At 66.0% G+C, this 17926-nt stretch carries 9 protein-coding genes and 2 rRNA genes; all 11 read left to right on the forward strand.

Translation table 11 applies throughout. The features are described from left to right. Positions 1–2210, forward strand: a 23S ribosomal RNA gene (locus SD72_RS17455); the annotation flags it as partial. A gap of 142 nt (positions 2211–2352) precedes the next feature. After that, a 5S ribosomal RNA gene (gene rrf / locus SD72_RS12225) occupies positions 2353–2469 on the forward strand. A gap of 248 nt (positions 2470–2717) precedes the next feature. Next, positions 2718–3146 (forward strand): 50S ribosomal protein L11, encoded by a 429-nt coding sequence (gene rplK / locus SD72_RS12230; RefSeq protein WP_042544751.1) that lies wholly within the window; start codon positions 2718–2720, stop codon positions 3144–3146. Positions 3147–3156: 10 nt separating this feature from the next. Then, positions 3157–3846, forward strand: coding sequence for a 50S ribosomal protein L1 (gene rplA / locus SD72_RS12235; RefSeq protein ID WP_042544752.1), 690 nt, complete (start codon positions 3157–3159; stop codon positions 3844–3846). A gap of 216 nt (positions 3847–4062) precedes the next feature. Then, positions 4063–5202 carry a serine/threonine-protein kinase gene (locus tag SD72_RS12240; RefSeq protein ID WP_042544753.1) on the forward strand — a complete coding sequence of 380 codons (1140 nt, stop codon included), beginning with the start codon at positions 4063–4065 and terminating at the stop codon, positions 5200–5202. Next, positions 5199–11516, forward strand: coding sequence for an Ig-like domain-containing protein (locus tag SD72_RS12245; RefSeq protein ID WP_052492658.1), 6318 nt, complete (start codon positions 5199–5201; stop codon positions 11514–11516). Before SD72_RS12240 ends, SD72_RS12245 begins: the two co-directional genes overlap by 4 nt. A 46-nt stretch (positions 11517–11562) precedes the next feature. Beyond that, positions 11563–12564, forward strand: coding sequence for an AAA family ATPase (locus SD72_RS12250; RefSeq protein ID WP_198141960.1), 1002 nt, complete (start codon positions 11563–11565; stop codon positions 12562–12564). Next, positions 12561–13919 carry a DUF58 domain-containing protein gene (locus SD72_RS12255; RefSeq protein WP_042544754.1) on the forward strand — a complete coding sequence of 453 codons (1359 nt, stop codon included), beginning with the start codon at positions 12561–12563 and terminating at the stop codon, positions 13917–13919. Before SD72_RS12250 ends, SD72_RS12255 begins: the two co-directional genes overlap by 4 nt. Next, positions 13916–16468, forward strand: a complete 2553-nt coding sequence (locus tag SD72_RS12260; RefSeq protein WP_052492659.1) for a transglutaminase domain-containing protein — start codon at positions 13916–13918, stop codon at positions 16466–16468. The genes SD72_RS12255 and SD72_RS12260 overlap by 4 nt, the downstream gene beginning before the upstream one ends. After that, a complete protein-coding gene (locus SD72_RS12265; protein WP_042544755.1) occupies positions 16465–17286 on the forward strand; it encodes a PP2C family protein-serine/threonine phosphatase in 822 nt (273 codons plus the stop codon). The genes SD72_RS12260 and SD72_RS12265 overlap by 4 nt, the downstream gene beginning before the upstream one ends. Next, entirely contained in the window at positions 17283–17921 is a 639-nt protein-coding gene (locus SD72_RS12270; protein ID WP_042544756.1) for a hypothetical protein, read from the forward strand. The genes SD72_RS12265 and SD72_RS12270 overlap by 4 nt, the downstream gene beginning before the upstream one ends. Positions 17922–17926 lie beyond the last annotated feature (5 nt).

The raw sequence follows: 17926 nt of genomic DNA on the forward strand, positions 1-17926 counted from the left end.
CTACTCATGCCTGCATTTAGGTGCAGCGTTGCGTGTTTCTTGCCGGAGGTAGAGCTACTGGATGGCCGATGGGCCCTAAAAGGTTACTGACGTCAGCTAAACTCCGAATGCCGGTAAGTGAGAGCGCAGCAGTGAGACTGTGGGGGATAAGCTTCATAGTCGAGAGGGAAACAACCCAGATCACCATCTAAGGTCCCAAAGCGCGTGCTAAGTGGAAAAGGATGTGGAGTTGCTGTGACAACCAGGAGGTTGGCTTAGAAGCAGCCACCCTTGAAAGAGTGCGTAATAGCTCACTGGTCAAGTGATTCCGCGCCGACAATGTAACGGGGCTCAAGCACGCCACCGAAGTTGTGGCATTCATATTACAGGTAGGCCTTCGTGGTCCAGCCGTATGGATGGGTAGGAGAGCGTCGTGTGGCGAGTGAAGCGGCGGTGTGAACCAGCCGTGGATGCCACACGAGTGAGAATGCAGGCATGAGTAGCGAAAGACGGGTGAGAAACCCGTCCTCCGGAAGACCAAGGGTTCCAGGGTCAAGCTAATCTTCCCTGGGTAAGTCGGGACCTAAGGCGAGGCCGACAGGCGTAGTCGATGGACAACGGGTTGATATTCCCGTACCGATTAGTAACCGTTCAAGACCTAACTAGTAGTGCTAAGCAAACCAAAGCTTCATGGATCCTTCGGGTGAAGTGGGGTGGCGGCTGCGAACCCGAACTGGGGTGGTGAGCGTGAGGTGTGACGCAGGAAGGTAGATGATCCCGGGCGATGGTTGTCCCGGGCTAAGCATGTAGCCCGAGTCGTAGGCAAATCCGCGACTCGTATAAGGGTGAGATGCGATGGGGACCCGTATGGGGAAGTCATTGATCCTATGCTGCCAAGAAAAGCATCGACGTGAGGTTGCTAGTTGCCCGTACCCCAAACCGACACAGGTGGTCAGGTAGAGAATACTAAGGAGCTCGAGATAATTATGGTGAAGGAACTCGGCAAAATGCCCCCGTAACTTCGGGAGAAGGGGGGCCATCCACTTATTAGGATTTACTCCGAAAGGGTGTGGTGGCCGCAGAGACCAGTGGGGAACGACTGTTTACTAAAAACACAGGTCCGTGCTAACACGCAAGTGGACGTATACGGACTGACGCCTGCCCGGTGCTGGAAGGTTAAGAGGAGCGGTTAGTGTCTTCGGACGCGAAGCTGTGAATTTAAGCCCCAGTAAACGGCGGTGGTAACTATAACCATCCTAAGGTAGCGAAATTCCTTGTCGGGTAAGTTCCGACCTGCACGAATGGCGTAACGATTCCCCAGCTGTCTCCACCATAAACTCGGCGAAATTGCAGTACGAGTAAAGATGCTCGTTACGCGCAGAAGGACGGAAAGACCCCGTGACCTTTACTACAGCTTGGTATTGGTGTTCGGTGTGGCTTGTGTAGGATAGGTGGGAGACTGTGAAGCTGGCACGCTAGTGTTGGTGGAGTCATTGTTGAAATACCACTCTGGTCATATTGGATATCTAACGACGAACCCTGATCGGGTTTTCGGACAGTGCCTGGTGGGTAGTTTAACTGGGGCGGTTGCCTCCTAAAAAGTAACGGAGGCGCCCAAAGGTTCCCTCAACCTGGTTGGTAATCAGGTGGCGAGTGTAAGTGCACAAGGGAGCTTGACTGTGAGACTGACAGGTCGAGCAGGGACGAAAGTCGGGACTAGTGATCCGGCAGTGGCTTGTGGAAGCGCTGTCGCTCAACGGATAAAAGGTACCTCGGGGATAACAGGCTGATCTTGCCCAAGAGTCCATATCGACGGCATGGTTTGGCACCTCGATGTCGGCTCGTCGCATCCTGGGGCTGGAGTCGGTCCCAAGGGTTGGGCTGTTCGCCCATTAAAGCGGTACGCGAGCTGGGTTTAGAACGTCGTGAGACAGTTCGGTCCCTATCCTCTGCGCGCGTTGGAAATTTGAGAGGATCTGACCCTAGTACGAGAGGACCGGGTTGGACGAACCTCTGGTGTGCCAGTTGTTCTGCCAAGGGCATGGCTGGTTGGCTACGTTCGGGATGGATAACCGCTGAAAGCATCTAAGCGGGAAGCCGGCCTCAAGATGAGATTTCCGTAGGGTTTAACCCTGTGAGGCTCCCAGTAGACTACTGGGTTGATAGGCCAGATGTGGAAGCACGGCAACGTGTGGAGCTGACTGGTACTAATAAGCCGATGACTTGATTTTATCCCACCTGTTAGTGGTGGGGCATGAGTCTGTTATGTAACGATGTTCGCGTCTACTTTGTGGTTCTTGACGTACGGCCACAACCCCCGAAAGTGCATCCGTGTGGTGCTTGTCTGGGTGGGTTGTTGTTTGTCAATAGAGTTTCGGTGGTTATAGCGTCAGGGAAACGCCCGGTCACATTCCGAACCCGGAAGCTAAGGCTGACAGCGCCGATGGTACTGCGAGGGGGACCTCGTGGGAGAGTAGGACACCGCCGAACAATTATTGGAAAGCCCCGGAGCAGTTATGCTCCGGGGCTTTCGTCATTTGTGGGTTGTTTCACCGAGGCGATAGTGGCGAAAGCTCCTCCGCCCCACACAGCCCAAGGTGCGTAAATGCCTGTGATCAGGTAAGCTATTGAGGTTTGTGTTTGCGAGCCATCGCTGATGCAACAACACCGCGCGCCGGAACGGCCGGCGAGGCGGGAGAACGGGTGCGAACGCACTCGTTCGGCGAAAGGAAACAATCATGGCAAAAGCCAAGAAGGTTACCGGTCTGATTAAGCTTCAGATCGCAGCCGGCGCAGCCAACCCGGCACCCCCCGTGGGTCCTGCGCTGGGTCAGCACGGCGTCAACATCATGGAATTCTGCAAGGCGTACAACGCTGCGACGGAATCCCAGCGCGGCAACGTTGTGCCCGTTGAAATCACTGTCTACGAGGATCGCTCGTTCACCTTCATCCTGAAGACCCCGCCGGCGGCGGAGCTCCTCAAGAAGGCTGCTGGCGTGCAGAAGGGCTCGGGCACCCCGCACACCGTTAAGGTTGCGAAGGTTACTGCTGAGCAGGTTCGTCAGATCGCCGAGCAGAAGCAGGCTGATCTGAACGCGAACGACATCGACGCAGCGTCGAAGATCATCGCGGGCACCGCTCGCTCCATGGGCATCACGGTCGAGTAGGGATACGAACATGGCACAGAAGTCGAAGGCGTACCGCGCCGCTGCCGAGAAGATTCAGGCAGACAAGTTCTACACTCCCGCCGAGGCAGTTGCCCTCGCGAAGGAGACAGGTTCGGCAAAGACCGACTCGACCGTTGAGGTCGCAGTTCGGCTCGGCGTCGATCCCCGCAAGGCCGATCAGATGGTTCGCGGCACCGTGAACCTCCCCCACGGCACCGGCAAGACCGCACGCGTCATCGTGTTCGCGAACGGTGCAGCTGCTGAGGCAGCTATTGCCGCTGGCGCTGACGAGGTCGGCGGCGACGAGCTCATCGAGAAGGTAGCCGCTGGCTACACCGACTTCGATTCGGCAGTCGCGACCCCCGAGCTCATGGGCAAGGTCGGTCGTCTCGGTAAGGTGCTTGGCCCCCGTGGCCTCATGCCGAACCCGAAGACCGGCACGGTCACGATGGACACCGCTAAGGCTGTCACCGAGATCAAGGGCGGCAAGATCGAGTTCCGCGTTGACAAGCACTCCAACGTGCACTTCATCGTTGGCAAGTCCTCGTTCTCAGCTGAGCAGCTCAACGACAACATTTCGTCGGTTCTCGACGAGATTGTCCGCCTGAAGCCTTCGTCGGCTAAGGGCAAGTACGTCATCAAGGGCGCCGTCTCGACCACCTTCGGTCCCGGCATCCCGCTCGACGTTTCGGGCATGTAATTTCGTCGCTTGGGCATCGCGCCCAGGCGCACAACGAGGCCCCCTCCGGGTTACCGGAGGGGGCCTCGTTGCGTCTAGCCGAGGCGTCGCACCGGTAAATAAGTTGTGCACAACTCAACGTCGTGTGCGCGCAGGGCCGCGGCACTGCGTAGGATAGCTGTATGCACGCCGCCGCCTCTCATCTGGTTGCGCGCGCACGCCACTTTGGGGCGTGTGATGGGTGATCAGCGACAGCTACGACCCCCGGGAATCCCGGGGTTTTCCTACGTTCGACCGCTGGGCTCTGGCGGATTCGCTCGCGTGTATCTCTACGAACAGGACATGCCGCGACGGGTAGTGGCGGTGAAAGTGCTCGATGGCGGCAACGGTTCACCGGACGCGCAGCGATTGCGCGAGGTCTTTGAAGACGAGGCAGACGTGATGGCGCGGCTCGCGAGCCATCCGTCGATTGTCACGATCCACCAGGCGAGCATTTCGCTCGATGGCTCTCCCTACATCGCGATGGAATACTGCCCTGCGTCGATGGGGGCGCTCACGAAGGGCAAGCCCGCCCCGCTCGCTGACGTGCTCGATGCGGGCGTGCGGATCGCGGGTGCGCTCGAGACGGCGCATCGCGCCGGTGTGCTGCACCGCGACATTAAGCCCTCCAACGTGTTGCTGACGACGCTGGGTAAGCCCGTTCTCGCCGACTTTGGTATCGCGTATGTGACGCAGCGCGGTCAGGCGGAGGAGGCCGAGGTAGCGATGTCGATCCCGTGGTCGTCGCCCGAGGTGTTGCAGCTGAAGGTGAGCGGATCGGTGTCGAGCGAGGTGTGGTCGCTTGGGGCGACGCTGTATTCGTTCGCGGCGGGACGTTCGCCGTTTGAACTGCCCGATCGAACCCAGAATTCCCGGTCGAAACTGTCCGACAGGATCACGAAGGCCATCTACCCGTCGATCCCTGGAGCGCAGGGCTACGAGCCGCTCGACGATGTGCTGTCGCGGGCGCTGCGCCGCGCGCCGGAGGATCGGTTCGCGTCGATGGCCGAGTTTGGGGCGGCGCTGCAGGAACTGCAACGGCACTATCGCTTCGACGTCACCCCACTCGAGGTGGTTTCGGAGGCCTGGTTGCCCCGCACCGAAGCGATCGCCGCGGGAACCCGGGGGCCGGTGGTGTCGAGCCTCGGGAGAGTCTCGCGCGCCGAGGCCCGCGCGGAGCATCTCGCCCAGCTGCGCGGAACGGATAAGGATGGCCTGGTGCTCGATCGGCCGACGAGCTCGCCCGTGCGGGCAGGGCTGATCGGTGCGGGTATTGCGGTTGCCGCGATCGCGGCGATTGGCGCGGTCATCTGGGCGGTCGTCGGGGGTGCCGGGTGAGTGCCGCCCGCGTGCGACAGGCGGCAGAGCGCGGCCAGCCGCGGCCGAGTGGCAGTAAGGATCAGTCTGCGCGAGGCCGGTTTATTCGGGCTCGCGGGTGGATCGCGGGAGGCGTCGTCGCCGCGCTCATTGGCACCGTTGCGGTCATCTCGAGCGGCTTTGACGCGCAGGAGGTTCCGCGCAAGGAGCCGAACGTGTGGGTTGCGCGCGACGCAGGCCAGTACGCGAGGGTGAACACCGAGACAGGCGAGATCGACACGGTGCGCAAGGTGTCGGAGCCGAGCGGGGTCGTGCAGCTCGGAGCGGAGAGCCTTGTGCTCACGAACGGAAACGGCCGCGCGTGGCCCGTGAACCAGGCACAGACTGTTGATTTCACGGATTCTGACTCGGCCGCGTCGACGGGCGAAGCCGAAGCGGGCGACGAGGGTGCGGAAGGCGAGGGTGCGGAAGGCGAGGGTGCGGAAGGCGCCGAGGGCGAGAACGCTGACGCCAGTGCGACAGTGAGCACTGCGGGGAGCACCGAGGGCGAGGGTGCGGCCGAGGCCGTTCGGCTTCCCGACGGTACCCGAGAGGTGCTCGCGGCTGGTGACCACCTCATGCTCCGTACCGAGGCGGGCGCCGTGTACGTTGGCGCGCTCGGTGCGGACGCTGCGCTCGCGGGTGCAGGGGACGGCACGGGTTTTGCGCAGGGCGCATCGTCCGGGGCATTGTCGCCTGAGGAGCTAGCGGCAAGGGTCCAGTCGCTGCAGCAGATCGATCCGCTTGCCGAGGAGGCCGCTGCGGCCCGAGAGGCGGCGGAGGAAGCCGCGAGCAAGGCCGAAGCGAAGGGCGATGGTGCCGGTGATGGTGCCGCCGACGTCGACCAGTTGGGGCTGAGAGCTGACGCGATTGCGCTGTCGCCCGACGGCATCGCGGCGATCTACTCGGCGAGTGACGGCACGATCTGGCGTTTCGACCTGCGGCGCGGCGAGTTCGTCGGCGGCGCTGAGAAGGTCCCGAGCTCGGCGGCCGAGCTTGCCGGTGCCCAGCTCGCCCTCGTCTCGGGCGACTGGGTGCTGCTGGACGCAGAGTCTGGCACCCTGTGGCGTCAGGGAGCCGGTGAGGTCGCGCTCGAACTCGACGGCGCGGCGAGACTGCAGGCGAGCGGCGAAGGCGATGGGCGCGGTAGCGGCGGCGGCACTGCCGCGCTCGTTGCAGACGTTTCGGGGCTGTGGCGCGTTCCCGCACAGGGCGGGCCGGAGCGGATCGCTGAGGGGAGCGGAACACCGGCCCAGCCGAGCAGCGTCGACGGCACGCGGTATGCCGCGTGGGTTGGGCAGAACGGTGGCACCCTCTGGGACTCTGAGAACGCTTCGACGCGTGAGCTGAGCTTCGACGAGGCCGCGCGTGATCTCGGTGAGGTCGCGCCCGTGTTCTACACAAACGGCGACAGGGCGGTGCTGGGTGAGGCGCGCACAGGCATGCTGTGGACGCTTCCAGAGGGCAGGCTCATCCCGCTCTCGCAGTGGACGATTTCTGATCCGCCGAAGGAAGACCAGGGAACCGTCGTCGTCGAGGAGGTGACCGAGCAGGTCCCCCCGACCGCCGTCAATGACTCCTTCGGCGTGCGCAAGGGCGAGCCGGCACCGCTGCCTGTGCTGCTCAACGATTTTGACCCGAATAAGCGCGATGTGCTCACGATCGTGCCTGAGTCACTCGGTGAGTCGCCGCTCCCGAGCGAGTTCGGGGTGGTTGAGCTCATGCCTGATGGGCAGTCGCTCATGGTTCGCCCGCAATCGGGGGCAACCGGCACAGCGACGTTTACCTACAGGGTGTCTGACGGTGCGCTCAGCTCCGAGGCGGCGACGGTGACGCTAACGGTGGTGCCCGAGGGCACGAACACCGCTCCCGAGTGGTGCCCGGTTGAGGGCTGCCAGCGGGCCTGGGAGGTCCCCCCAATCGCTCCGGGTGGCACGCTTGTCTATCCGATTCTTGAGGGGTGGGTGGATCCAGAGGGGGATCCGATGATGCTCGCCGAGGTCGAGTCGCTTCGAGTTGAGGATCCAGCTGCGGCGATCGTCACGGCCGATGGTCGGCTCGCGCTGCGCCACACCGATGCGAACGCCGGAGCCTCCGAGCTGATGCTGCGGTTGACGGTGCGTGACGGGCACGGCGCGGAGCAGACGCGCGACCTGCAGGTGTCGGTGCAACCGGGCGCGGTCGCAGAGTTCCAGGCGATGGCGACGACGGTGAAGGTGGGGGACCCGACCCTGCTGAAGCCGCTTGAACGGGTCGCGGGTGGCTCGGGTTCGTTCCAGCTCGTCGACGTGACGGTGCAGAGCGGCTCGGAGCGGGTGAGTGCGGTTGCGCGGACAGCTGATGGCAGGGTGGAGGTCACCGCGTCGGACGCTGGCGAGGCACTACTCTCGCTCGGTGTGCGTGACACTGTCACGGGCAACGAGTTCGCCGGCCTTATCCGGGTGACGGCTACGCCTGGCTCGCCCCCGCTCACGTTGCCGCCGTTGCGGGCATTCGTGCGCCCGCTGGCTGATTCGACGGTAGAGGTGCTCAACGCGATCCCTGGCGGCTCATCGCGCGCCGTTTCGGTCGAGGCGGTGAACGTTGTTGACGGAGACGTGCGAGCCGACGTGATCGAGCACTCGCGGGTGCGCGTCGCCGGAAGCACCCCGGACGGCGGGCCGGGACGCGTTGGAGCGGTCGACGTGACTGTCACCGAGGGGGCCGCTGGCGCTCAAGGCAGGCTCACGGTATTCCAGGTGCCGGAATCTGGCATGAAGGGCGCGGTCGCGGTCGCGGATTCCGCTACTGTCAGGGCAGGAGCGGTCGTCGATATCCGCGTGCTCGACAACGATGTTGCCGCGCCGGGAGAGCGCCTCATTCTGCACCCCGAGGTGACCGGGTCGGGAACGGAGGGCGAGCTCGCGTTCGCCTCGGGCAGCACGCTCCGTTATCTTGCCCCGCAGCAGGCGGGCACCTATCGCCTGAGCTACACGACCTACGGCGCATCGAACCCCGAGGCTGGCGACGTTGGCAGCGTTACTGTTACTGTCGTGCCGCGGGGCGCGAATCAGGATCCGCAGCCCGCGACCGTCACCGCGCGCGTGGCGGCCGGCGAGCGTGCGCGTGTGGACGTTCCGCTCTCGGGGGTTGACCCCGATGGCGACCGGGTGCGACTCATCGGTGTGGACGCGATCTCTGATCCACAGCTCACCGCGAACCTCGCGACGACAGGCACCGCGATCGAGGTCGCGGCCTCCGGGCAGGCGAAACCCGGTGTGACGAGCGTGAGCTACACGGTTCGCGACGGCGAGGGCGGCACGGGTACGGGCACCCTGCGGATCATCGTGAACCCTGCGACGCAGGATTCAGGCGCGCCGATCGCTTCGAGCGACTACGTGCGGCTCGTGCGCGGCTCAGCAGACGAGGTCGCGGTACGTCCCCTCGACAACGACATCGACCCAGCGCATGGCACGCTCAAGATCCTCTCCGTTGTTCCGAACCTGCCGGGCGGCGAATCAAACCCCGACTTCAAACGAGCGAAGAACCGACTGAATCTGTCGAAGCTGAAGGAAGGCATTGTTTCGATCGCTCCGGGCGAGGAGCTCGGCACCGTCTCGTACCGCTACACGGTGAAGTCTTCAGCGTCATCGAGCACGGCCGAGGGCCTGCTGCTCGCGCAGACTTCCGAGCGCGTTGGGGCGCAGGCTCCGCGGGTGACTGACACCGTGCTCAACGTGCGTGAGCGCAGTGAGCTCGCGCAGGGCGGCGTCGACGTTGTCACCGACAAGGTGCGGTGGGCTGCGGGTGATCCCGGGTCGCTGAAGCTCTCGCTGTGGGAGGGCAACCGCTCCGGTTACCGCGTCTCGGGCAACTCGATCGTCGGTGAGTACAACCCTGACGGCGACCTTGTCGCGTTCGAGCTTTCCGGCCTTGATCCGTCGGGAACTGAGGTGTCGAGCTTCGGTTTCCTCATCATCCCGCCGCTCGACGAGCTGCGCATCACATTGAAGCCCGGCCTCGCGCCGCTGACAGTCGACGAGAACAAGTCGGTCGACGCCAGCCTGCGTTCGTTCCTCGACGTGACCGCGAGCGACCGCGTCGAGCTCGCGCAGCGCGCGTTCCCCGTTGGGAGGGGACAGGCGAGCTGCTCGGCGGTGTCCCAGGACACCATCCGGTACGCTGCCGGCGGCGAAGCCCCGTGGGATGATGCGTGTCTCGTGAGCGTGCGCCTGGTCGGTCAGAAGAGCTGGACCATGCTCCCGCTCCCCGTCGAGATTGTGCCGCGCGCCCCCGTTGTGCAGTTGAACGCGCTGACCCGCACGGTGCCACCGGGCGGGGCCGAGACGATCGATCTCACCGACATGGTGCAGTGGCAGGGAAACCGTGAGGGTGACGTGTCGAAGCTGCGCTTCGCCGTCTCCGGTGGCGGTTCACTGTTCAACGTGCAGCAGTCGGGTTCGAGTGTGACGATCGACGCCCGCGCGGATGCCGCGCCGGGCAGCCAGGAAGGGCTCAGCGTCTCAGTGTCGGGCGCGGGCGAATCCCTCGCACCCCTCACGCTGCGCGTCGGCGATGCGCCGCGTGAGCAGCCGCGCGGTGGCACCGTCAACCTGACGTGCACGGTCGGCTCGAACTGCGCGATCGACGTGATCGGTGCCTCAGGAGAGTATGACCCGTTCGCAGGGAAGCGCGGCGGCGGGCTGCAACTCGAGACGGTGAGCGGGGCGGCGTGCACGTTCGGCACGGTCACGCGGGCGAGCGAGCGCGGTGTCTCGGTGTCGTGGCCCGACAACCGCGGGCCGGGCGGACGTTGCACCGTTGGCTTCACGGTGCGCGATGCGCAGGGCAGGATCGGCGAGGGCAGCATCGAACTCGACGCGCAGGGCGTGCCGCGCGCGCCCGCCAGCCTGAGCCTGCAGAGCTACTCTGGCAACAGCGTCACCTTTGTCGCCGAGCTGGGTGCAGCGCAAAGTGCGCACCCGGCGGTGACCGGCGTTGAGGTGTCTGGCGCGGGATCGAGCTCGTGCACCCCGACCGGGCCGGCGAGCTACCAGTGCGTTGTGAGCGGACTTGAAAACGGCGCGCAGCATGCATTCACGGCGCGGGCTGTGAACAGCGTCGGGTCGTCTGACCCGAGCTCTGCCGCGACCGCGTGGGCGTACAAGAACCCGGATGCGCCGACCATCGGCGAGCCGAGGAGCGTGAGTGGCGCGGAGGTGACGGCGTCGACCGGTGTGGTCGAGTTCACCCTGCAGGGCGGCTCCGACGTCGCGAAATACGTTGCGACGATCGGTGGATCCCAGCGGGAGTTTGTTGGGCGCGACCAGACGCCTGCGCGCATGCCGGCCGGTGTCGGGCCGAACCAGACGCTCACGGTCGTGGCGCTGAGCAGGTTCGAGCCGCCGGGCGGCGGGTCCGTGCCACAGGCAAACCCGGCGACCGCTTCGGTGACTGTCGTCGGGTTGCCGACGACGGGAGCCCCGCAGCTCGCTTCTCCTGGGAAGGGGCAGCTGACGGTTGCCGAGTCGGGCACCAACGGCAACTTTGCTCCTCCGAGCAGCCTCAGGTATTCGTTCTCGCAGCCCGTGCCACAGGGCACGAACCCCGCTGAGTGTTCGGCCAACTCTGGCGGCTACGGGGGCGAGACTTCGAAGACGTTCTCCGGGCTGAACGACTTGGAGGTTTACTCGGTTCGGGTGTGTGTGCGGAACAGCGTCGGCGTTGGAAGCAGCACTGTCGTGAGCGGCAGGCCACTCGTCCTCCGCGGCGACCGGATCGACCCGATTGCAGGGCCGCTGACGTTCGCCGTGAACAACAGGCCCGTCGTTACCGGCGGCACGCTCGGCGAATACCGAATGAGCCGGGAAGCGAAGCCGAGGCCGCAGCGCGGACTCGAGCTGCAGTACCTCCTCGACGGGAACCCAGTCGACGGACCGGTGCACAGTCTCGACTACGTTGGGCAACTCGCTGTGAAACAGTGCGTGCCTGGCACCAACGGGGAACTGTGTTCAGACCCGACTCCGATCACCCCGGAGGGGGCCCCGACGATCGTGAGGGCCGAGCTCACGGACACGTGTGTGCCCGTTGGCGATGCGAAGTCGATTGTGAACATCTCGGCGGCCGCGAGAGATTTCGCGACTGTCGTCGGTGATGACACGGGCAAGGTGACGATCACCTGGGGATACCTCTTCTCCACGCTTGACCCGCTTGTGCTTCAGGGCAAGGCCTGCGCGCAACCCGGGGAGCCCAACCAGCAGCCCGACCCAGGCACTCCCAACCCAGGAACAGCCGGCACCGCCACACCCGGTCCCTAACCTCACCAGCCAAGGGCCGACAGGCCCGGATCCACCGAAGGACACCATGATCAGCGAAACCTCTTCCAAGACCGAAACGTCGCAGGCGATGACCGCCGAGCAGGCGCAGTGGGTCGCGCAGGTGTTCAACGCGAGCGCGAGCGCGATCGAGCAGGTCATCCACGGCAAGCGTCGCGTGATCGAGCTGGTGCTGGCCAGCGTGCTCGGCGGTGGACACGTGCTGCTAGAGGACGTCCCTGGAACGGGCAAGACGGCACTCGCCCGCGCCCTCGGGCAGGTCATTCAGGGCACGTCGACGCGCATCCAGTTCACCCCGGATCTGCTGCCTGGCGACGTGACCGGTGTCTCCGTTTTCGACCAGCGGGCCGGGGTGTTTGAGTTTCACGCGGGCCCAATCTTTGCAAACGTTGTGCTTGCCGACGAGATTAACCGTGCGAGCCCGAAGACACAGTCGGCGTTGCTTGAGGTCATGGAGGAGGGGCACGTCACCGTCGACGGCACGAGCCACGACGTCGGTACGCCATTTCTCGTCATCGCGACGCAGAACCCCGTCGAGCAGGCGGGAACCTACCGCCTGCCCGAGGCGCAGCTTGACCGTTTCATGATCAAAACATCGGTTGGCTACCCCGACGATGCGGCGATGGCACGGATCCTCCTCGGCGATCAGGGCCGCGCAACAGTCATCAAACCGGTCGTCACGACCGAGATGATCGCGCAGGCCCAGGCCCTCGTGCAGCGCGTGCACGTCAGCCCGCTCGTCGCTGACTACGCCGTGCGCATCGTCGAGGCGACGCGCAGGGCGACCGACGTGCGTCTCGGCGCGAGTGTGCGCGGCGCGATCGCGCTTGTGCGGATCGCGAGCGCGTGGGCGGCGGCGAACGGCCGTCACTACGTGGTCCCCGACGACATCCGCGATCTCGCGCTTGCGACGCTTGCGCACCGTATCGTGCTCGAGCCAGAGGCTGAGTTTGACGGTGTGACGGCGCTCGACGTTGTTGGCCGGGTGCTCCTCGACATTCCCGTCCCGCAGGAGAACGGCACCGCGTGAGCCACGATACTTCCCGGGCTCCCGACTGGGGAACCGGAACCGGGAGCCGTACCTACGGCACGACGCGTTGGGGTGAGACCGGCACTGGCCGGGTGCGCACCCAGCGCACGCGTGCGCGCAGGTGGTGGCGGCGCAACAGGCGGCGGTTGCTTCGCACCTGGCGGCGATGGCTCCAGACGGTCACGCCGACCGGCTGGTGTGTGCTCGCGGTGCTGCTGGTTTCGGTGATCCTCGGTGCGACGCTCGGCTGGGTTGAGGCGTGGTTCGTTGCGATTGCTGCGGCGGTGCTGCTCGTCGTCGCGCTGCCCTTCCTCATCGGCAGCAGGGCGTACCTCATCCGGCTCGAGATCGACCGCAAGCGCGTCGTCGTTGGGGGTGCGGTACATCTGGGTATCGATGTTGAGAACGCGGGCGTGCGGCCCGCGCTGCCCGCGACGGCAGAACTGCCGGTTGGCGACGCGCTGCGCGAGGTCCCTGTGCCGTTCATCGCGGGGCGCGGCCGCACGGTCATCCCCGTACCGATCGCGGCGGATCGGCGCGGCATCGTTGAGGTGGGGCCGATCACCCTCGCACGGCGCGACCCCCTGAACCTGTTTCACCGCGAGGTCACCTGGCGCGACAAGCACCTTGTCTACGTGCACCCGCGAACGGTGCTGCTGCCGCAGGGCTCCGCGGGCCTCGTCCGCGACCTTGAGGGAACGGCGAGCAGGCGGCTCACCGACTCCGACCTGTCGTTTCACGCGGTGCGCGAGTATGTGCGCGGCGACGCGTTCAGGCATGTGCACTGGAAGTCGACTGCGAAGACGGGCACGCTCATGGTGCGCCAGTATGAGGAGTCGCAGACGGCTCGCGCCGCCGTGCTGTTCGATGCGAACCGTGATGAATACGCGAGCGACGAGGAGTTCGAGCTTGGCGTAAGCGTTGCGGCCTCGGTTGCTGCGAAGGCGGTGCACGAGGGCCGCGAGCGGTTCATCGCGTCCGCGTGGTCACCCGGGCGGATCCGCCCGAGTATCGACGGCCTCGAAGAGCTTCCGTCAACCACGCCGCAGCAACTGCTCGACGCCTGGGCCGAGCTCGAGGGAGCGGAGGAGCCGCGGCCCATCGAGAGGCTGACACGAGCCCTCGCGGAGTCGCGCAGGCCGCTCTCGGTCGTCACGATCGTCACGGGCTCGGTGCCTGATCCTTCGCGGTTGCGCCGGGCTGCCGTCGCGTTCCCGCCCGACGTCGCCGTCATCGCTGTGCGGTGCGAGCAACTTGCCGATCCGAGCGCGCAGCTCGTTGACGGCACGTGGCTGCTCACTGTCGGTGAGCTTGGCGATCTGCCGCAGCTGCTCCTGCGCGGGGGGCTCGTATGAACGCCGGTGCGGAGCGCGTGCGTGCGCGCGGCGCGCGAGCGCGATCGGGCGGCTCAACACTTGTCGCGCTGCTCATCGCGGCACTCACCCTGCTTCCGATTCCGGTGCTCGCGGTGTGCGCAGCGTGGCCGATCTATGAGACGGCTCGGCTCTGGACAGTCGCAGGACTCGCAGCGGTGTGTGTGTTTGCCATCGTATGGCTGGGAGTGCGGTTCCGCTGGGGCGCGATGACGCTCGTCGCCCTCGCTGTCGCGTTTCTCGTGATGGTGCTCCCGCTCGGGGTGCCGAGCGCCCTCGCAGGCGGCCCCCTCGGGTGGCTGCGCGGTTTGGGCGATGGGCTCGCGGCCGTCGCCCTCGGCTGGAAGCAGCTGCTCACGCTGTCGCTGCCGCTGGGGAGCTACCAGACGGTGCTCGTGCCGTTCCTGCTCGTGGTCTGTGTGTCTGTCGCCGGATCAGCCGCTCTCATGCTGCGCGGCGGCCGGTGGGCGCCGTTCGCCGCGCTCGGGTTCGTGCTGCCCGTCATGTTTGGCACAGTGTTCGGTTCGTCCGCGGTAAGCGCGCCGCTCCACATCGCAGGGATCACGGTCGCCGCGCCGCGCGAGCTTGCGCTCTGGATCGCCGCGTTCAGCGCTGCCATCGCGTGGGTCGCGTGGTCCTCGGGCCGGGATCGTCGTGCGGCCCTCCGCCGCGGACGCATGGCCGACGCAATGCTTGATTCCTCGGCCGAAGGCGAAGCGGCCGATCCGCGCCCGCTGACGGGCAGGGGTGCCGTGCGACGGAACACGATCGTGCGCGGCGTTGTCGCAGGGCTCACCGTCGCCGCTGCGCTCGCGGGGGCCCTCGTGATCGCCCCGATCGTGACGCAGGGCGCCCGAACGGTGCCGCGCGATGCGATCGACCCCGAGCTCGTCGTGCGTGACACGGTCAGCCCGCTCACTGCGTACCGGGCGTGGAAACGCGACGCCACACTGCAGGCCGAGCTCTTCGCCGTCACGGGCGACGACGGCGCACTTCCTTCGCGCCTTCGGCTCGCGGTGTTGCCGGCCTATGACGGCGTTGACTTCACCGTCGGTGCTGGGTCGCAGGCGGGGCGCTTCGCCCGTTTCCCGAGCGGTGGGGCGGTGCCGAACCCGGCCGGTGTTCGCGTCGAGATTCGGGCGGGCTACGCCGACGTGTGGGTGCCCATCGCACCCCCGCTCGCTGAGCCGCCGAGCTTCTCAGGGTCGCGCGCCGGCTCGCTCGAAGACAGCTTCTACCTCAACCGTGACACGGGCAGCGCAGTCGCGGTGCCCACCGCGGCGGGGCTTCGCGCCGGAGATGGATTTCGCGTGACAATGGACGCGTCGCCAGACGCCGCACTCGACACGAAGCCGGCGAGCGAGGGTGCGCTCATCGACCTCGAGGAGTACCCAGAGCTCGCTCGGTGGGTGCAGCTTCAGGAGCTGCCGAACAGCGGCGAGGGGCTCGCTGCCGCTGTCGACCGGCTGCGCGAGCGCGGCTACCTCAGCCACTCCCTCACCGACGGCGACGGCGAGAACCTGTGGCTGCGCGACCTCGCTGCCGAGCAGGGCCTTCGCTTTGTCTCGAGCCCAGGTGGTCACTCCTCGTCGCGCGTTGAGCAAGTGTTCTCGCAGCTCACGGAGCAGCAGCTTGCGGCGGGCGAAGACAGCAAGCCCGCGATGCTCGTCGCCGGAATCGGCGATGACGAGCAGTTCGCGGCGGCCGCCGCGCTCATCGCGCGCGCGATGGGCTTCGAGTCGCGGGTCGTTGTCGGCGTGCGCCTTGGTGGGCCCGACGATGGCGTGCCTGGGATCCCCGCCTGCGCCGACGTGTGCACAGGCGAGCATGTCGCCGCCTGGGTGGAAACGGCGGGAGCCGACGGCGTCTGGGCGCCCATCGATGTGTCGCCGCAGGTCGCGATTCCCCCGACGATGCTGCAGAAGGGCGAGCAGCTTCCCGAGTTTCCGACGCAGCCTGAGGATCGCGATGCCAGCGAAAGCGATCCACCCGTCGGCATGACGAATCAGGAGAGCGGTGAGAACAGTGACACCGACCCGACTGGGCTGAGCGCGCTGTGGCCCGTGTTGCGCCTGATTGGGCTGACGCTGCTCGGCGTCGCATTGCTCGCGCTGCTGCTGTTGTTTGTACCGGTCGTGAAGCGCACCCGCACACAGCGCAGGCGCGCGATCGCCGAACCCGAGGTGCGTGCGCTCGCGGCGTGGGATGAGCTGCTCGACACCTACCGCGACGGCGGCCGGCGGCCCTCGGCCGGCAGCAGGGCAGCGACGATGCAGGAGCTCGGCGTCGACGGCGGCGACTGGATCGCGTGGACGGTTGACCAGGCGGTCTACGCCCGCGAGGGTATAAGTGCGGAGACAGCCGATACGCTCTGGGAGATCGTCGATGCTCGGGTTGCTGAGCAATGGGATGATCGTAGCGTGTGGCAGCGCCTTCGGGCGCGATTCTCGTTTGCTTCGTTTGGGAGCTTTACGTGGACGAGTGTGCGCGACGCGTTGCGTCGCCGCGGACAGAAGGAGGCATCGAAATGATGCGTGGCGTGGAGCTTGACTTTGCGGTCATGAGCGACGTCGGTCAGCGGCGCGCGGTGAACGAGGATTCGGCGCTTGCGCTCGCTCCATCGTTCCTCGTCGCAGATGGCATGGGCGGACACGAGGCAGGCGATCTCGCGAGCCAGGCAGCGATCGCGGCGTTCGGCGAGCGCATCGCGCCGGGTCGACCGTCGACGGTGCCCGAGGTGTCGGCCGCGTTAGACGCGGCGCGAGTTGCGGTCGCAGCCGTCGCTTCCGGCCGGGAGAAGGGCGCTGGCTGCACGCTCACAGGAGCGGTGCTCGTCGAGAGCGAGGGCGAGCTCGCCTGGCTGGTGCTCAACGTCGGTGACTCCCGCGTGTACCTGCACCGGGGGGCCGAGCTGCAGCAGCTCACAGTCGATCACTCGCTGCGCGACGAGGTCGAGCCCAACTTCCTTGGCAACCGACCCCCGCGCAACATCATCACCCGGGCGCTCGGATCTGCAGACACCACGGCAGACTCGTGGCTGCTGCCCGTCGAAACGGGTGCGCGCTTGCTGATCTGTTCGGACGGACTGACGACGGAGCTCGAAGATGAGGAGCTCCGGGCGACGCTCACGATGGGTGGCCGGGCCGAGGCAGTTGCCGAGGAGCTCGTGCGGCGCGCGAACGAAGCGGGCGGCCGCGACAACGTCACCGTGATCATCGTCGACACCGTCGGCGGCGGGCGCGCGTGGCATTTGCCTTCCGAGCACCCATCGGTCGGCGAAACCGACGGCGATGACACCGTGACGGCGACGGTCCCGCGGCGCCGTGCAGCCGGAGGAGTTGCGCGATGACCGAAGACGAGACCGAGGCTCGCAAGCGTGCAGCAGAGGGCGCGAGCGAAGACGTCGAAGTTGACGATGCCACGGTCGTCGTAGCCCAGGAGGACGCCACCGTTGTTGTGGCGGCCGCCGACAGGCCAGGCCACACTGATGAGGCGACGATCGCGGCGGCCCAGCGACCGGGTGCCGCCAACGGCGCCCACGCGAAGCCGGGCGCGGTAGCTGGCAGGCGTGCCCCCGTCGGGGCTCCTGTCGCAGCGCCGGTGGAAGAGCCCGATGAGATCCCGCCCGAGCTCGCGAAGCTCCTGTTTAAAAACCCGCTGGATGCGAAGCGGCGTGCGCCGGCAGCCCCGTTCCCTGTCGAGCAGTCATCGTTGCCGCGCGGTGGAGTCCGCGGCGGCATTCCCGTCGTGTACGGCGCGCGGAGCGAAGCGTTCGTGGAGCGCAGTGTCGCTGGTGAACTCGGGCGGAGCCTCGGGTCGCCGCCAGTCGGCTATGACGTTCCTGTCGCGGTGCGCGAGGCCCTGCCGTCGCTCGCGAGGCTCAACCGGCGCTTCAGCGCGCTCGCGTGGGCTGGTGCCTTCGTGGTGCCCGTCGTTGCAGGCGCTGGGCTGTGGTGGGTGCTCACTCAGCTCCTGCGCCCCTAACCAAG

The sequence above is a fragment of the Leucobacter komagatae genome (assembly GCF_000834055.1).
In the GTDB taxonomy this organism is placed as follows: Bacteria; Actinomycetota; Actinomycetes; order Actinomycetales; family Microbacteriaceae; genus Leucobacter; species Leucobacter komagatae_A.